Here is a 15,442-nt window from a genome sequence, read left to right on the forward strand (position 1 = left end):
CCGTATTATGACTGAACAATATAATGCAAAAGACCTCGAGGTACTTGAAGGTCTCGATCCTGTGCGACACCGCCCGGGAATGTATACCGAGACAGAAAGACCGAACCACCTTGCCCAAGAAGTCATTGATAACTCGGTCGATGAAGCACTAGCGGGACACGCTAAGAAAATTAAAGTTGTGCTTCATGCAGACCAATCGCTAGAAGTTACTGATGACGGCCGTGGTATGCCCGTTGATATTCACCCTGAAAAAGGGATTTCTGGTGTTGAGTTGATCCTAACTAAGCTCCACTCCGGCGGTAAATTCTCAAACAATAACTACAAGTTTTCTGGTGGTTTACACGGTGTCGGTATCTCGGTTGTAAACGCACTTTCAAAACGCGTTGAAGTGACAGTGCGCCGAGAAGGCCAGGTTCACGAGATCGCACTTGAAGGGGGTCATGCCGTAACAGAACTGACCGTAACAGGTACTTGCGGCAATCGTAACAGTGGTACATCCGTACATTTCTGGCCCGATCCTAAATACTTCGATAGCCATAAGTTTTCGACACTTCGCCTTATCAACAACCTACGAGCGAAAGCAGTACTTTGCCCTGGTTTAGAAATCACCTTTGTCGACAAAGTGGGTGGTGAAGAACACAAATGGTTCTATGAAGATGGTTTAAAAGACTACCTTGCCGAGGGCGTGAAAGGTTACACCTTACTGCCTGAAGATCCGTATGTCGGTGAGTTTGTTGCTGAAACGGAAATGGCGAATTGGGCGATCATCTGGCAGCCAGAAGGCGGTGAAATGATCACCGAGAGTTACGTGAACTTAGTACCGACCAAGCAAGGGGGTACACACGTAAACGGTCTTCGCCAAGGTCTGCTTGATGCAATGCGTGAGTTCTGTGAATTCCGTAATCTTCTGCCTCGTGGCGTGAAGCTAACCGGTGACGATATCTTCGACCGTTGTTCATACGTACTGTCGGTGAAGATGCAAGATCCGCAGTTTGCTGGTCAAACAAAAGAGCGTTTGTCTTCTCGTCAAACCGCTGCGTTTGTTTCTGGTGTCGTAAAAGATGCCTTCAGTCTATGGTTGAATGAAAAACCGCAATTGGCAGAGCAACTGGCTGAAGCTTGTATTGCTAATGCTCATCGCCGTATGCGTGCGAGCAAAAAGGTTGTGCGTAAGAAGATCGCGTCAGGCCCAGCACTGCCGGGTAAGCTTACCGACTGTTCGGTTCAGGATTTAAGCCGCACTGAGATCTTCTTCGTGGAAGGGGACTCGGCGGGTGGTTCTGCGAAACAAGCGCGTGACCGTGAGTTCCAAGCAGTGATGCCACTTCGCGGTAAGATCTTAAATACATGGGAAGTATCTGCTGACCAAGTATTGGCTTCACAAGAAGTACACGACATCTCGGTTGCTTTGGGGATCGACCCTGATAACGATGATTTGTCAGGCCTGCGTTACGGTAAAATCTGTATCCTTGCCGATGCAGACTCGGATGGTCTTCATATCGCGACACTACTCTGTGCACTGTTTACTCGCCATTTCCCTGCTTTGGTTGAAGAAGGGCACATCTATGTGGCAATGCCTCCTCTGTATCGTATCGATTGCGGTAAAGAAGTGTTCTACGCACTCGATGATGCAGAGAAAGATGGTGTGCTTGAGCGACTATCGCAGAAGAAAGCCAAAATTAACGTGCAACGATTCAAAGGTCTGGGTGAAATGAATCCACTTCAGTTGCGCGAAACCACCATGGATCCAAATACTCGTCGCCTTGTTCAATTAACGATTGATGACAGCGAAGCGACCAATGAGATGATGGACATGCTGCTTGGTAAGAAACGTGCAGATGATCGCCGTACATGGCTACAGACTAACGGTGATATGGCCGAGGTATAATGGATGTCTAACGAAATTACATTTGATGGCGTTGAACAATTGCCTATGCGCAAGTTCACCGAAGACGCTTACTTAAACTACTCAATGTACGTGATCATGGATCGTGCATTGCCTTATATCGGCGATGGCTTGAAGCCCGTTCAGCGCCGTATTATCTACGCGATGTCTGAGCTTGGTCTATCGGCCGCATCGAAATATAAGAAATCGGCACGTACCGTTGGTGATGTACTAGGTAAGTATCACCCACACGGTGACTCTGCTTGTTACGAAGCGATGGTATTGATGGCACAGCCGTTCTCTTACCGCTACCCATTGGTAGACGGTCAAGGTAACTGGGGTGCTCCGGATGATCCGAAATCATTTGCCGCAATGCGTTATACCGAAGCGAAACTGTCTAAGTTTGCTGAAGTTTTGCTGAGTGAACTAGGTCAAGGTACGGTTGAATGGCAACCAAACTTTGATGGCACGATGAAAGAGCCACAAATGCTGCCAGCTCGTCTGCCCCATATTCTACTGAACGGTATCACTGGTATTGCGGTTGGTATGGCGACGGATATTCCACCGCATAACGTGCGTGAAATTGCCGAGGCAACCATTAAGTTGATCGATAGCCCTAAATCTGAGCTATCGGACATTATGGAAAGCGTGCAAGGTCCTGACTATCCAACGGAAGCAGAGATCATCTCGCCGAAATCGGATATTGAAAAGATCTACCGTACTGGCCGTGGCAGCATCAAGATGCGCGCTGTTTGGCACAAAGAAGGCTCTGATATTGTTATCACCGCTCTGCCTCATCAAGTGTCAGGCGCTAAGCTACTTGAGCAAATCGCTAACCAGATGCGCGCTAAAAAGCTACCAATGGTTGACGATCTGCGTGATGAGTCAGATCACGAGAACCCAACGCGTATCGTTGTGGTTCCACGCTCGAATCGTATCGATTGTGATCAGTTGATGAGTCACCTGTTTGCTTCGACGGACCTAGAGAAAAACTTCCGCGTTAACTTGAACATGATTGGCTTGGACAGTCGCCCTCAAGTTAAAGGTCTGGTTCAAATTCTAAAAGAGTGGATTGAATTCCGTCGTACAACGGTTCGTCGTCGTTTGCAATACAGACTCGATAAGGTACTCGCTCGCCTGCACATCTTAGAAGGCTTGCTGGTGGCTTACCTGAATATTGATGAAGTGATTGAGATCATCCGTACAGAAGACGAACCATGTCCTGTATTGATGAGCCGCTTCAATATTACAGAAACACAAGCGAATGCTATCTTAGATATAAAACTTCGTAACTTAGCCAAGTTAGAAGAGTTTAAGATTCGTGCTGAGCAAGAAGAGTTAGAAGCAGAGCGTGATAAGCTTGAAAAGCTATTGGGCTCTGAGCGTCGTTTAAACACGCTGATCAAGAAAGAAATTCAAGCGGATGCTGAAAAGTATGGCGATGACCGTCGCTCACCATTGATTGAGCGTGCTGAAGCCAAAGCACTCACAGAACGTGATTTAGTTCCGAGTGAACCGATCACGGTTGTGCTTTCTGAGAAAGGCTGGATTCGTCATGCTAAAGGGCATGAGGTTGATGCTGAAGGCTTAAACTATAAGTCTGGTGACAAATTCTTAGCAAGTGCTAAGGGTAAGAGTAACCAACAAGCGGTGTTCTTGGGTAGTGACGGTCGAAGTTACTCCCTTGAATCACACTCACTACCGTCGGCGCGGAGCCAAGGTGAGCCTATTACCGGTCGCTTGAACGTTAGCCCTGGTACCTCTATCCGTCAAGTAGTGATGGGTGAGGATGATCAGCTTTGGTTAGTCGGTTCAGATGCCGGATACGGCTTTGTTTGTAAGGGGGGCGATTTGCTGTCTAAGAACAAGAGCGGTAAAGCGTTGGTGAACTTGCCACAAGCTTCTGAAGTGATGATGCCAAGTCCGATTGCTGACTTGGACAGTAACCAGATCTTAGCGATTACGAACCAAGGGCGTATGTTGCTGTTCCCGATTAAAGACCTACCTCAACTGACTAAAGGTAAGGGTAACAAGATCATCAACATTCCTTCTGCGAAAGCAAAAGAGCGTGAAGAGTTTGTGTCGCATTTGATGGCTATCCCAGAGAATGCAACGCTGACAATCTACGCGGGTAAACGTAAGCTTGGCTTAAAACCAGCGGATCTTGAAAACTTCCGAGGTGAGCGTGGTCGTCGTGGTGGCTTATTGCCGAGAGGATTACAGCGAGTGACTCGCGTCGATATCGATGACCCAAGCGAGTCATAGAAAAAAGAGTCGCGTGATGTCATGATTGATAAAAGAAAACCCAGCTTGAAAGCTGGGTTTTTTGTTTATGTGTTCTAGCTCATTAAGCTGTGTAGATAAAACAAATTGTATAGATAAGACAAACCGTGTAGAGAGCGGCTAAGTGTGATACTTGATTTACAGGCGCGTGTCTTCGGCGATGGTGACCTTAAGTGTCTTGCTTTCACCTTGTCGTAATACGCCGACATCGATGACCGTGCCCGGTCGCAGATCAGTCACGATGTCCATAACACTCTGACGGCCATTAACTTGAGTATTGTTGATACTGACAATAATATCTTGTGCTTCAAACCCCGCATCGGCTGCTGGGCCGTTCGGATCTATGCCTAATACAACAATCCCGCCAATGTTCTTAGTTCCAAGCAAACGTGATGTGACTGAATTGATGTCTTGCCCATCGATGCCGATATAACCACGAATGACACGACCATCAGCGATGATCTTCTCCATGATTTTATTAGCAAGTGGATAGGGGATCGCAAAAGAGATTCCGTAGGTTTCCATATCGGTGGCTTGTTGGAACGAAGCTGTATTAATGCCGACTAGTTCACCTTGTGAGTTCACCAATGCCCCGCCTGAGTTACCTTCGTTAATTGCCGCATCGGTTTGAATAAAGGCTTGGTGACCGTCAGCACTGATTGACGATCGGCCTGTTGCCGAGATGATACCAAAGGTTGTCGTTTGACCTAGGTTGTACGGATTGCCGATAGCCAGTACCACATCCCCGACATTGGCTTTGTAATTGGGGTTAAGTGGAATCACCGGTAGGTTATCACCGCTGACTCTAAGTATCGCGATATCGGTACGCTTGTCTGAGCCGACAAGTTGCGCGGCGGCTACGCGTCCATCTTGAAGTGCGACTACAATTTGGTCAGCCTGAGCAACAACGTGGAAGTTGGTAATGATGTAACCTTTTTCGCTGACAATAACCCCAGAACCTAAACCTTGAGTGAGCAGCTTGCTGCGATCGCTTTCTGCGTACTTACGGCTATAAATATTTACTACCGCAGGTGCTGCACGGCGTACAGCTTGGTTAAACGAAATCTGAAGCGAGGTAATATTATCGACTTTAGGGCTTGTCACATCTGAAACAATTGCTGGCCTTAAGCTTGGAAATACGAGAAGAATAAGCACCGCTGAAACGAGTCCAAGGGAAATAGAACGAAATAGAAAGGACAGCATGTTTCCCTCTTCAACAAGTAAGGTATGAAGCATCCGTAGATGGATGATTGACTTGATTACTAGGGCGTGTCGGTCTTTCGCTGTCAAAATTAGCTCGCAAGGTCAACACGTCCTAATGAAGCATAGCATTTTGATTCATCTAAAGAAAAGGGAGACTGAGTAAGTTTAAAGCAAACTTACTGAGCCTCCCTGTTATTACGCTGACTTATAGTTATCGAATAACGAGGTAAATAGTCCTATCGCCTCGCTGGATATTAAGCGCCAATATGCCTGGTTGTTTCTCTAGGAGTGCTCTAAATTCAGCAAGATTCTTAATTGGTTGACGGTTTACGCCAATGATGATGTCGCCTTTGATCAGTTGGTACGCTTCTGCTGGTGAGCCCTGAGCTACACTCGATATTTTAACGCCCGTTACTGAGTCACTTTCGGTTGTGTTAGTAAGCTCGGCACCGGCAAGTCCTTCATGAAGTTTTTCTGCTTGTGTTTTACTATTGGTCGATTCACCAAGAGTTACGTCAAAGCTCTTACGCTTTCCGTCACGAACCACACCAAGCTCAATCTGTTTGCCTGCACCTAAGGTTGCCACTTTAGCTCTTAGCTCACTAAAGGTATCAATACGCTTGCCATTGATAGAAACAATAATGTCGCCCGCTTCGAGACCTGCTTTGTCTGCGGCGCTATCGGGGACAATTTGGCTGACAAAGGCACCTTTACTGGATTCATATCCCAGCGCCTCTGCTAACTCAGAGGTGATTTCTCCGCCTTGAACACCAAGCATGCCGCGTTTTACTTCACCGAAATTGAGAATCTGTTCTGTCAGGTTTTTCATCATATTGGATGGGATAGCAAAACCGATACCGACATTACCTCCATTCGGACCAAGGATGGCGGTGTTAATACCAATCAGTTCACCGTTAAGATTCACCAGTGCACCACCAGAATTACCACTGTTTATCGCGGCATCCGTCTGGATGAAGTTTTCAAAGTTTTCTAGATTTAGGCCGCTACGACCTAGTGCAGAAACAATACCGGATGTCACCGTTTGCCCAAGTCCAAATGGGTTACCAATTGCGACACTAAAATCACCGACTCTTAACTTGTCTGAGTCTGCGACTGTTATCTGGGTAAGGTTCTTGGCTTTTTCGAGTTTAAGCAGTGCGATATCAGACATCTGGTCGCCACCGATGAGCTCGGCATCGTACTCTCGGCCATCATGAAGTTTTACTTTGATATCGTCGGCACCATTAATTACATGGTAATTGGTCACGATATGGCCTTTCTTAGCATCAATGATGACACCAGAACCTAACCCACGGAACGGCCGCTCTCGTGTTTGTTCTGGACCAAAAAAGAATTGAAATTGTTCAGGAATTCGCTGACGTTGTACCTGTTTGCCTTTGACGGCAATACTCACTACAGCGGGGGTAACTTGTTCAAGCATAGGGGCCAAACTCGGTAACTGTTCATTACCGACATTTAGGGGAAGTGCAGCTGTCGCTTGAATTGGGGTGATGATTGAACTTAAGCTTAAGGTCAGTACTGATAAAGCAAGCAAAGGTTTTTTCATCATAAACTCCTCTCTAGTTAAGGTCTTACATCTCTCATATTTGGTATAAGTATGAGAAGTTTCAAGTGACCTGAGTGAAAGTTATGACTCAAAAACCTTTGTAAAGTTCACTGAATTGTTAAATGTTTACGATGCTTTTGCTGTGACAACATCTGGAGTATCAATGATTTCTTTCTTTTGTTCTTTAAATAAACCCGTTGCACCATTGGCGTAATCTTTAGGTTGCTCTTCAAGCGTTTCCTTTTTAGATGTCGATTTCTCTTGCGGCTTATCTGAATGGGCAGCAGCTGTTTTTACAAACGGGTTGTCTTGCTCGGGCATGTTTGGGATTAGCTCTGAGCTTGTTTTCTCCATGTGTTGATACAGTTTCGTGTAGTCCTTACCTAAGGTATCTAACATTTCTGCTGATTTCGCAAAGTGATCTGCAAGCTCTTGTCGTTGCTGTTCAAGGGCAAACTTTGCGCTATCTAATTCTTTCTGTACGTTCTTTTGTTTTTTGTATTCAGGTGTCATAAAACGAGAAATAGCGACTCCTAAAATAACTCCTACTAGTAAACCGGCAACGGCATACATCCAAGACATAACAGCTCCTTATTATTGTTTTTTAACATGTTTATTACTGCTTGGTTACACGTGATACTGCTCCATGGTACTATGAGAAAGCCGCAGTATAAAGAGAAATGCGTGTGCGCTACCTAGCAGTTTGATGCTGATTTATTCGCCGCATGTCATGGTCTCTCATACTGTTTAGGTGCATTTTTCTTCGCTGTCTGATGTCGCTTTCATTGTGGAAATATCGTCATGAATCCCGTTAAAAAATACGAACAAGATATAAAAGAACATGGATTTCAAAGAGATCCAGCACAAGAGCAAGCTGTTAAATCTTTAGATGAACTTTTTCATCAATTCCAAGATTACATGAATACGCCCATTCCTCAACTGACTCGATTTCAGAAATTACTGGGCAAAAAAACAGAATTACCACAGCCACCTAAAGGTCTCTATTTTTGGGGCGGTGTCGGGCGTGGGAAAACTTATCTAATGGATACGTTTTACGACGCACTACCAACCACTAAAAAAATGCGAGTCCACTTCCACCGTTTTATGTATCGCGTACATGACGAGTTAAAAGCGCTCGGGAATGTCAGTGATCCATTGCCTTTAGTTGCGGATAAGTTTAAGCAAGAAGCGGATATTGTCTGTTTCGACGAATTCTTCGTTTCAGACATCACCGATGCGATGATCCTAGGCACCTTGTTCCAAGAGTTATTCGCTCGAAACGTTATCTTGGTGGCGACCTCTAATATTCCACCTGCGGATCTGTATCGCAACGGGTTACAGCGAGCGCGTTTCTTACCGGCCATTAAGCTCATTCAAGACAACTGTCATATCCTTAATGTCGATAGTGGCATTGATTATCGTCTACGTACTTTAGAGCAGGCTGAGATTTATCATTACCCGCTGGATAGCCAAGCGAATATCAATCTCGAAAAATATTACGCCCAGTTAGTTGGTGACGATAAAGAAAAGTTCACACAGATTGAGGTTAATCACCGTCAGCTGGATGTCATTAAAGTGAGTGATGGCGTTTTACACGGCACTTTCGCTCAGCTTTGTCAGTCGGCGCGTAGCCAAAATGACTATATAGAGCTATCTCGGGTTTATCACACCGTTCTGTTGGCGGATGTTGTGCAAATGGGCGCAACTTCAGATGATGCAGCAAGACGCTTTATTGCGTTAGTGGATGAGTTCTATGAGCGCAACGTGAAATTGATTATTTCAGCGGAAGTTGAGCTAGAAAAATTGTATACCCATGGCCAGCTAGAGTTTGAATTTAAACGTTGTCAGTCTCGTTTAATCGAAATGCAGAGCCATGAATATTTGGCAAAAGAACACTTAAGTTAGCTGTGATTATCTCGAATAAGAAATAGAATTAAAAAAATCGTGATTTTGTTCAAAAAGAGGTGATTTTTTCTTCGCTCTTCTCTATAATCCTGCGACCTACCGTTACTGCGGGCCTCTAGCGATGAGTAAAATCACGTTATGCCAAGAGTTTTCCAACACTCGAAGGGGTGATGAATGGTAACTCTTAGACAGTGGGAATACGCGAGTATTCCTTAAGTGTAAATTTTTTAAATAGGTAATTATTAGCATGAAAACTTTCGTTGCTAAACCAGAAACTGTAAAACGCGACTGGTATGTTGTAGACGCTGAAGGCAAAACTCTTGGCCGTCTAGCAAGTGAAATCGCTTCTCGCCTTCGTGGTAAGCATAAAGCAGAATACACTCCTCACGTAGACACAGGTGATTACATCATCGTTGTTAACGCTGAGAAAGTTGCTGTAACTGGTAACAAAGCTAAGGGTAAGGTTTACTACCGTCACTCTGAGTTCCCAGGTGGTCTTAAGTCTATCACTTTCGAAAAGCTGATCGACAAGAAGCCAGAGATGGTTATCGAACTAGCTGTTAAAGGTATGTTACCACGTGGTCCTCTAGGCCGCGCAATGTACCGTAAGCTAAAAGTATACGCTGGTGCTGAGCACAACCATGTTGCTCAACAGCCACAAGTACTAGACATCTAAGGGGATTAAGACAATGGCAGAGAATCAATACTACGGCACTGGTCGTCGCAAAAGCTCAGCAGCTCGTGTTTTCATCAAACCAGGCTCTGGTGAGATCGTAATCAACAAGCGTAGCCTTGATGTTTACTTCGGTCGTCCAACTTCTCGTATGGTTGTTAAACAACCTCTTGAGCTAGTTGAACTAACTGAGAAACTTGACCTTTACATCACCGTTTCTGGTGGTGGTATTTCTGGTCAAGCTGGCGCAATCCGCCACGGTATCACTCGCGCTCTTATGGAGTACGATGAAACTCTACGTCCTGCTCTACGTGCAGCTGGCTATGTTACGCGTGACGCTCGTTGCGTTGAACGTAAGAAAGTTGGTCTACGTAAAGCACGTCGTAAACCTCAATTCTCTAAGCGTTAATTTTTCTTTACGAAAAAGTACACGCTCTCAGTTTTATTACTGGAATTGTGGTTCAAAGCTCGGCTATATGCCGGGCTTTTTGTTTTTATCCCCCCCTCTAAATGCTTTCCATCCCTCGTTTTATTTCCAAATTCTTATATTTTGAAAGCTTTTGTAACCCAATGTGCGCTTTGCCTCATGATTGTTACAAAAAGGTAGCTTTATCTTGTCAAAAAGTAGGGTTTTATTTATCATTTGCCGTCAATAAATAGAACTAAATACATATTTTGTTAGCCATGCTCTTTAATCGGAATGATTTCAATCCATAAAGAGCAAATGGGAGAATGTTTGGATGAGCAACGCGCCTTTAAATAACGGTCGCAGGCGTTTCTTAACCGCAACAACAGCCGTTGTTGGTGGTTTAGGAGCAGCTGCTGTAGCCGTGCCTTTTATAAAATCATGGAACCCGAGTGCCAAGGCGAAAGCTGCCGGTGCACCGGTGGAAGTGGAAGTCAGTAAGTTAGAACCGGGACAAATGGTTCGTGTCGAGTGGCAAGGTAAGCCTGTATGGGTTGTACGCCGAGCTGAATCGGTACTTGAGAACCTAAAATCGATCGGTGGTCAACTTCGTGACCCTCAATCTGAAACTGAACAACAACCAGAATACGCACAGAACGAGTTCCGTTCGATTAAGCCGGAATTCTTCGTTGCTGTTGGTTTCTGTACACACTTAGGTTGTTCTCCTACTTATTTGCCTGATTCTTTCGCAGAGCAAGTTCAGGGTGTTAAGTCTGGTTTCTTTTGTCCTTGTCATGGTTCAAAGTTTGATATGGCAGGTCGAGTATTCCAAGGTGTACCGGCACCGTTGAACCTTGTGGTGCCAAAGCATATGTATTTGAGTGACACTAAGATCATGATCGGTGTGGACGAGGGAGACGCATAATGCAAGGACTTCTTGATTGGGTAGAGAAACGTCTACCCGCGATGAATGCTTATAAAAAGCACTTATCTGAATACCCAATGCCTAAGAACTTTAACTTTTGGTACCTTTTTGGTTCTTTAGCAATGTTGGTACTGGTTAACCAAATCCTTACCGGTATTTGGCTAACAATGAACTACGTACCATCTGGCGATGGCGCATTTGCATCTGTTGAATACATCATGCGTGATGTGGAATACGGTTGGTTACTGCGTTATATGCACTCGACGGGCGCTTCGGCATTCTTCGTCGTTATCTACCTGCATATGTTCCGTGGTCTAATCTACGGTTCTTACCAAAAACCTCGTGAGTTACTTTGGATCTTCGGTATGTTGATCTTCTTAGTACTTATGGCTGAAGCTTTCATGGGTTACTTACTACCATGGGGTCAAATGTCTTACTGGGGTGCTCAGGTAATCATATCTCTATTTGGTGCAATCCCTGTTATTGGTGATGACCTAACGCTGTGGATCCGTGGTGACTACATCATCTCTGGTGCAACGCTGAACCGTTTCTTCGCACTGCACGTTATCGCTCTACCAATCGTACTATTGCTGCTTATCGTACTTCACGTATTAGCGCTGCACGAAGTGGGTTCGAATAACCCTGACGGTATCGAAACTAAGCTTCCTAAAGGTACAATGGGCGACGACTATAAAACTCAGTTCCCATTCCACAAGGATTATACGAAGAAATATGACATCATCGATTCTATTCCTTTCCACCCATACGGGACGGTAAAAGATATGGTTGGTGTTGCTGGTTTCCTATTCTTGTTCTGTTATGTATTGTTCTTTAACCCAGAGATGGGTGGATACTTCCTTGAGCCGCCTAACTTTGAAGCTGCAAACCCACTGAAAACACCAGAGCATATTGCTCCAGTTTGGTACTTCACACCGTTCTATGCTGTACTTCGTGCTGTTCCTGATAAGCTGATAGGTGTCTTAGCAATGGGCGCATCTATTGTGGTGCTATTCCTACTGCCATGGTTTGACCGTTGTAAAGTGCGTTCTTACCGTTACCGTAGCAAACTGCATTTAATTAATATCATCCAATTCACAATAAGCTTTATTGCCCTTGGTATACTTGGTGCGCTTCCAGCAACGCCAACGTATACGCTGCTGGCTCAAATATTTAGCTTAGGTTACTTCATGTTCTTCGTTCTACTGTGGTTCTACAGTAAAAATGAAGTGACGAAACCATTACCAGAAAGGGTGACATTCAAATGAAAAAGTGGATTGTAATTTTATTTGCTATGTTGCCGTCACTGGCGATGGCAGCGGGTGCAAACGTACCATTAGACAAAGCGAACAATGATTTAACTGACAAAGCTTCATTGCAAAACGGCGCTAAGCTGTTTATGAATTACTGTTTCGCTTGTCACTCAACGCAGTACCAACGCTATGAGCGTGTTGCGAATGATTTAGAGATCCCTGTCGATCTAATGAAGGAAAACTTGATTTTCGATCCGGAAGCGAAAGTCGGTAGCTTAATGATTAACGCTATGCCATCAGAACAAGCGGCAAGTTGGTTTGGTGCTCCGCCACCTGACCTAACCTTAGTGGCTCGTGTGCGTGGTGCTGACTGGCTATACACGTACCTTCGTACTTTCTATGAAGATCCGTCTCGTCCATTTGGTGTGAACAACATTGTTTTCCCAAGTGTTGGTATGCCGCATGTTCTTGAAGAGCTGCAAGGTATTCCAACGCCAATCTACGATACTCATATGGTCGATGGCGAAGAGGTAACAGTAGTTGTTGGTACTGAAACTGACGGCTCTGGCGAACTCAGTACTGGTGAATACGACGAAGCGGTTCGTGACCTTGTGAACTTCTTGGTTTACTCGGGTGACCCAGTTCAACTTGAGCGTCACGCTATGGGTTGGTGGGTAATGGCCTTCTTAGTCATCTTCACTATCATCGTGATTCTGCTGAAGAAAGAGTATTGGCGTGATGTGCACTAATTGTGCTATAATGCCTCGCTAATTTCCAAATTATGTTAATGTTCAATGGAGGCTTTAGGCCTCCATTGTTTTTATTTAAAGTGTACTGGAGGGCTCCATGGCTGTAGCTGCCAATAAACGTTCTGTGATGACTCTTTTCTCAAGTGCCTCTGATATGTATAGCCATCAGGTGCGCATTGTTCTTGCTGAAAAAGGCGTAAGTGTTGAAGTTGAGTTGGTTGATGAGAAAAATCTCCCAGCAGAGCTTGTTGAATTGAACCCGTACAAATCAGTACCTACTCTTATTGATCGTGAGCTTGCTCTATATGACTCAAAGATCATTATGGAATATCTTGATGAGCGTTTTCCTCATCCGCCATTGATGCCTGTATACCCGGTTGCTCGTGGTAATAGCCGTCTAATGATGTACCGAATTGAGCGTAACTGGTATTCAGTTGCAGAGAAGGTAGTTAAAGGCAATGCTGAAGAATCTGAAGCAGCTCGCGTTAAACTGCGCAACGACCTACTGACTCTTGCTCCTATCTTTGCTGAATATGAGTATTTCATGAGCGAAGAGTTTAGCTTAATTGATTGTTACCTAGCTCCGCTACTATGGCGTTTACCCGAGCTTGGTATCGAACTGATTGGCCCTGGTTCTAAAGAGCTTAAAGTGTACATGAACCGCGTCTTTGAACGTGACTCATTCCTAGCTTCTTTAACTGAAGCTGAGCGTGAGATGCGACTGGTTCGCTAGCGTTATGGATATTTCAAATATGACACCACGCCGACCATATATGCTTCGTGCATTTTACGACTGGCTGGTTGATAACGAACTGACTCCACACCTTGTTGTTGAAGCAACCTTGCCGGGTGTACGAGTTCCAGAAGAGTTTGTTCAAGATGGTCAGATCATTCTGAACATTGCGCCTCGTGCGATTGGACAACTCGAACTGGGTAACGAAGCTGTGACATTTAGCGCTCGCTTTAGCGGTCGTCCACACTCTGTGATTGTGCCACTTTACGCAGTACAAGCAATTTATGCTCGTGAGAATGGTGCTGGTACCATGTTTGAACCTGAAGAGGCCTACATGGAAACGTTTGAAGAAGGGATTGAAGAAGCTCCTTTTGAAGAGGCAGAAAAAGGACCATCTTTGAGCGTAGCAACGGCAGACGTCGATGCTGAAGAGCCTGACTCAGATTCTGAGCCACCTCGCCCAGCGAAAGGCCGTCCAAGCCTTCGTGTTATCAAATAGCGTTAGTTAAAATAGCGACCAAATAAAAAAGCAGCGACTCGTCGCTGCTTTTCTTTTTTTGTTTTCTGATTCGGTCGCCAATAAATTTGACTGTTTTAGCTTAGCGACGTTCTAACACTAATGTCTTCCAATATTGATCATATGAGCTAGTTAATTAACAGAAGCTTCTTCGTCACCATATTCAAAGGCGCGTATTACCTGTTTTACCCCTGAGATATTGCGTGCGACTTCTGTCGCGATATCTGCATGCTCTCGAGAAACCAATCCAAGCAGAAATACTTCTGAATCTTCAGTAATTACCTTCACTTTTATACCGTTTAGCTCTGATTTAGCTAACAACGCTGATTTCACCTTAGTGGTAATCCAACTGTCGTTACTGATGGCACTGATAGACAATGGCTGCTTAACGCGAACCTGATTGTGGATGCTCTCTACACCAGCCACATCTTTGGCTTGGTTTTCAAAAGCACGACGCTCAGCGTCTGTGGTCGCTTGTCCCATCAATACCACTGAACCTCGGTAAGAGCTCGCGGTGATGCGAACATTGCCACGGTAGGGTTGTTTATTGGTAATAGCTGCTACTTCAAATTCGATATTGTTGTCGTTCCAAATCTCTTTGGTTGTTCGAGTATCAGTGACTAAGTTCGCAGTGGTTGCTGCACCAGCAATGAAAAGGCCAGCACAACCAGATAGGGATAGTGTAAGTAGCGAAACACTAATCAGCTTAAATAGCTTCATAGAGGTTAATGATTTCATTGTGATGCTCCGTATATCACTCTTCGTGAGCTGGGAAGAGTACTTGATCGATTAGGTCACATAGGCAGTGTAGTGTCACCATGTGTACTTCATGAATGCGCGCGGTACGGTGTGAAGGGATACGAATCTCGACATCGTGTTCACCAAGCAGGCCAGCCATCTCGCCACCATCTTTACCCGTAAAGGCGATGATTGTCATGTCTCGAGTAACCGCCGCTTCCATTGCCTTAATGATGTTCTTGCTGTTACCGCTGGTCGAGATTGCCAGTAAAATATCACCGGTTTGACCAAACGCGCGTACCTGCTTAGAGAAGATCTCTTCATAGTGGTAGTCGTTGGCCACTGCCGTTAACGTAGTGTTGTCTGCCATTAGTGCCATAGCTGGAAGGCTAGGGCGCTCGGTTTCAAAGCGATTGAGCAGGCACGATACAAATTGCTGAGCATTCGACGCCGAACCACCATTACCACAACAAAGAATTTTGTTCCCGTTCAGCAAGGTCGCAACCATGGCTTGAGCGGCATGCGTGATTGCGTCTGGCAGAGCTTCTGCTGCCGCAATTTGGATTTGAATACTTTCTGTAAAACTTTCTTTAATGCTGTCTAGCATG

The 15,442-nt window shown here is 45.1% G+C and carries 15 protein-coding genes; 10 read left to right on the forward strand and 5 right to left on the reverse strand.

Going from position 1 to position 15,442, the window contains the following annotated elements; all coding sequences use genetic code 11:
• Positions 1–7 precede the first annotated feature (7 nt).
• Both parE and parC read left to right on the forward strand, forming a co-directional pair.
• Positions 8–1,888, forward strand: coding sequence for a DNA topoisomerase IV subunit B (gene parE, locus OCU50_RS02050; protein ID WP_060467150.1), 1,881 nt, complete (start codon positions 8–10; stop codon positions 1,886–1,888).
• Between the two features lie 3 nt (positions 1,889–1,891).
• Positions 1,892–4,150, forward strand: a complete 2,259-nt coding sequence (parC, locus tag OCU50_RS02055; protein ID WP_060467151.1) for a DNA topoisomerase IV subunit A — start codon at positions 1,892–1,894, stop codon at positions 4,148–4,150.
• A 156-nt stretch (positions 4,151–4,306) separates the two neighbouring features.
• Here the strand turns inward: parC and degS are convergent, their stop codons facing one another.
• From degS to zapG, 3 genes are all read right to left on the reverse strand, one after another.
• Positions 4,307–5,371 (reverse strand): outer membrane-stress sensor serine endopeptidase DegS, encoded by a 1,065-nt coding sequence (gene degS / locus OCU50_RS02060; protein WP_060467152.1) that lies wholly within the window; start codon positions 5,369–5,371, stop codon positions 4,307–4,309.
• Between the two features lie 211 nt (positions 5,372–5,582).
• Positions 5,583–6,938, reverse strand: a complete 1,356-nt coding sequence (locus OCU50_RS02065) for a DegQ family serine endoprotease (protein WP_060467153.1) — start codon at positions 6,936–6,938, stop codon at positions 5,583–5,585.
• 126 nt (positions 6,939–7,064) lie between these two features.
• A complete protein-coding gene (gene zapG, locus OCU50_RS02070; RefSeq protein WP_060467154.1) occupies positions 7,065–7,520 on the reverse strand; it encodes a Z-ring associated protein ZapG in 456 nt (151 codons plus the stop codon).
• 219 nt (positions 7,521–7,739) lie between these two features.
• Here zapG and zapE point away from each other — a divergent pair, with 219 nt between their 5' ends.
• The 8 genes from zapE (at position 7,740) to sspB (ending at position 14,078) form a co-directional block, all read left to right on the forward strand.
• A complete protein-coding gene (gene zapE, locus OCU50_RS02075; protein WP_046223873.1) occupies positions 7,740–8,843 on the forward strand; it encodes a cell division protein ZapE in 1,104 nt (367 codons plus the stop codon).
• 247 nt (positions 8,844–9,090) lie between these two features.
• Positions 9,091–9,519 carry a 50S ribosomal protein L13 gene (gene rplM, locus OCU50_RS02080; protein ID WP_017056029.1) on the forward strand — a complete coding sequence of 143 codons (429 nt, stop codon included), beginning with the start codon at positions 9,091–9,093 and terminating at the stop codon, positions 9,517–9,519.
• 13 nt (positions 9,520–9,532) lie between these two features.
• Positions 9,533–9,925, forward strand: coding sequence for a 30S ribosomal protein S9 (gene rpsI, locus OCU50_RS02085; RefSeq protein WP_004740758.1), 393 nt, complete (start codon positions 9,533–9,535; stop codon positions 9,923–9,925).
• 331 nt (positions 9,926–10,256) lie between these two features.
• Positions 10,257–10,847 (forward strand): ubiquinol-cytochrome c reductase iron-sulfur subunit, encoded by a 591-nt coding sequence (gene petA, locus OCU50_RS02090; RefSeq protein ID WP_017056030.1) that lies wholly within the window; start codon positions 10,257–10,259, stop codon positions 10,845–10,847.
• A complete protein-coding gene (locus tag OCU50_RS02095; RefSeq protein ID WP_017056031.1) occupies positions 10,847–12,112 on the forward strand; it encodes a cytochrome b in 1,266 nt (421 codons plus the stop codon). The genes petA and OCU50_RS02095 overlap by 1 nt, the downstream gene beginning before the upstream one ends.
• The gene (locus OCU50_RS02100) at positions 12,109–12,846 is read left to right on the forward strand and encodes a cytochrome c1 (RefSeq protein WP_017056032.1); all 738 of its coding nucleotides are present in this window, start codon (positions 12,109–12,111) and stop codon (positions 12,844–12,846) included. The genes OCU50_RS02095 and OCU50_RS02100 overlap by 4 nt, the downstream gene beginning before the upstream one ends.
• A 97-nt stretch (positions 12,847–12,943) precedes the next feature.
• Entirely contained in the window at positions 12,944–13,579 is a 636-nt protein-coding gene (gene sspA, locus OCU50_RS02105) for a stringent starvation protein SspA (protein WP_017056033.1), read from the forward strand.
• A gap of 19 nt (positions 13,580–13,598) precedes the next feature.
• Positions 13,599–14,078: a ClpXP protease specificity-enhancing factor gene (gene sspB / locus OCU50_RS02110; RefSeq protein ID WP_201023937.1), complete on the forward strand. Its 480-nt coding sequence runs from the start codon at positions 13,599–13,601 to the stop codon at positions 14,076–14,078.
• Between the two features lie 150 nt (positions 14,079–14,228).
• On the opposite strand, the gene OCU50_RS02115 is transcribed toward sspB, so the two are convergent.
• Entirely contained in the window at positions 14,229–14,834 is a 606-nt protein-coding gene (locus tag OCU50_RS02115) for a BON domain-containing protein (RefSeq protein ID WP_060467156.1), read from the reverse strand.
• A 16-nt stretch (positions 14,835–14,850) separates the two neighbouring features.
• Positions 14,851–15,441: a phosphoheptose isomerase gene (locus OCU50_RS02120; RefSeq protein ID WP_010434705.1), complete on the reverse strand. Its 591-nt coding sequence runs from the start codon at positions 15,439–15,441 to the stop codon at positions 14,851–14,853.
• Position 15,442: the final 1 nt, after the last annotated feature.

This window comes from Vibrio toranzoniae (genome assembly GCF_024347655.1).
Lineage (GTDB): Bacteria > Pseudomonadota > Gammaproteobacteria > Enterobacterales > Vibrionaceae > Vibrio > Vibrio toranzoniae.

Bases quoted from the DNA above. Each gene is read 5' to 3' on its own strand.
- zapE (WP_046223873.1), top strand. From the start codon at position 7,740: ATGAATCCCGTTAAAAAATACGAACAAGATATAAAAGAACATGGATTT.
- sspA (WP_017056033.1), top strand. From the start codon at position 12,944: ATGGCTGTAGCTGCCAATAAACGTTCTGTGATGACTCTTTTCTCAAGT.
- OCU50_RS02115 (WP_060467156.1), bottom strand. From the start codon at position 14,834: ATGAAATCATTAACCTCTATGAAGCTATTTAAGCTGATTAGTGTTTCG.
- OCU50_RS02095 (WP_017056031.1), top strand. From the start codon at position 10,847: ATGCAAGGACTTCTTGATTGGGTAGAGAAACGTCTACCCGCGATGAAT.
- petA (WP_017056030.1), top strand. From the start codon at position 10,257: ATGAGCAACGCGCCTTTAAATAACGGTCGCAGGCGTTTCTTAACCGCA.
- parC (WP_060467151.1), top strand. From the start codon at position 1,892: ATGTCTAACGAAATTACATTTGATGGCGTTGAACAATTGCCTATGCGC.
- zapG (WP_060467154.1), bottom strand. From the start codon at position 7,520: ATGTCTTGGATGTATGCCGTTGCCGGTTTACTAGTAGGAGTTATTTTA.
- OCU50_RS02065 (WP_060467153.1), bottom strand. From the start codon at position 6,938: ATGAAAAAACCTTTGCTTGCTTTATCAGTACTGACCTTAAGCTTAAGT.
- OCU50_RS02100 (WP_017056032.1), top strand. From the start codon at position 12,109: ATGAAAAAGTGGATTGTAATTTTATTTGCTATGTTGCCGTCACTGGCG.
- parE (WP_060467150.1), top strand. From the start codon at position 8: ATGACTGAACAATATAATGCAAAAGACCTCGAGGTACTTGAAGGTCTC.
- rplM (WP_017056029.1), top strand. From the start codon at position 9,091: ATGAAAACTTTCGTTGCTAAACCAGAAACTGTAAAACGCGACTGGTAT.
- OCU50_RS02120 (WP_010434705.1), bottom strand. From the start codon at position 15,441: ATGCTAGACAGCATTAAAGAAAGTTTTACAGAAAGTATTCAAATCCAA.
- sspB (WP_201023937.1), top strand. From the start codon at position 13,599: ATGACACCACGCCGACCATATATGCTTCGTGCATTTTACGACTGGCTG.
- degS (WP_060467152.1), bottom strand. From the start codon at position 5,371: ATGCTGTCCTTTCTATTTCGTTCTATTTCCCTTGGACTCGTTTCAGCG.
- rpsI (WP_004740758.1), top strand. From the start codon at position 9,533: ATGGCAGAGAATCAATACTACGGCACTGGTCGTCGCAAAAGCTCAGCA.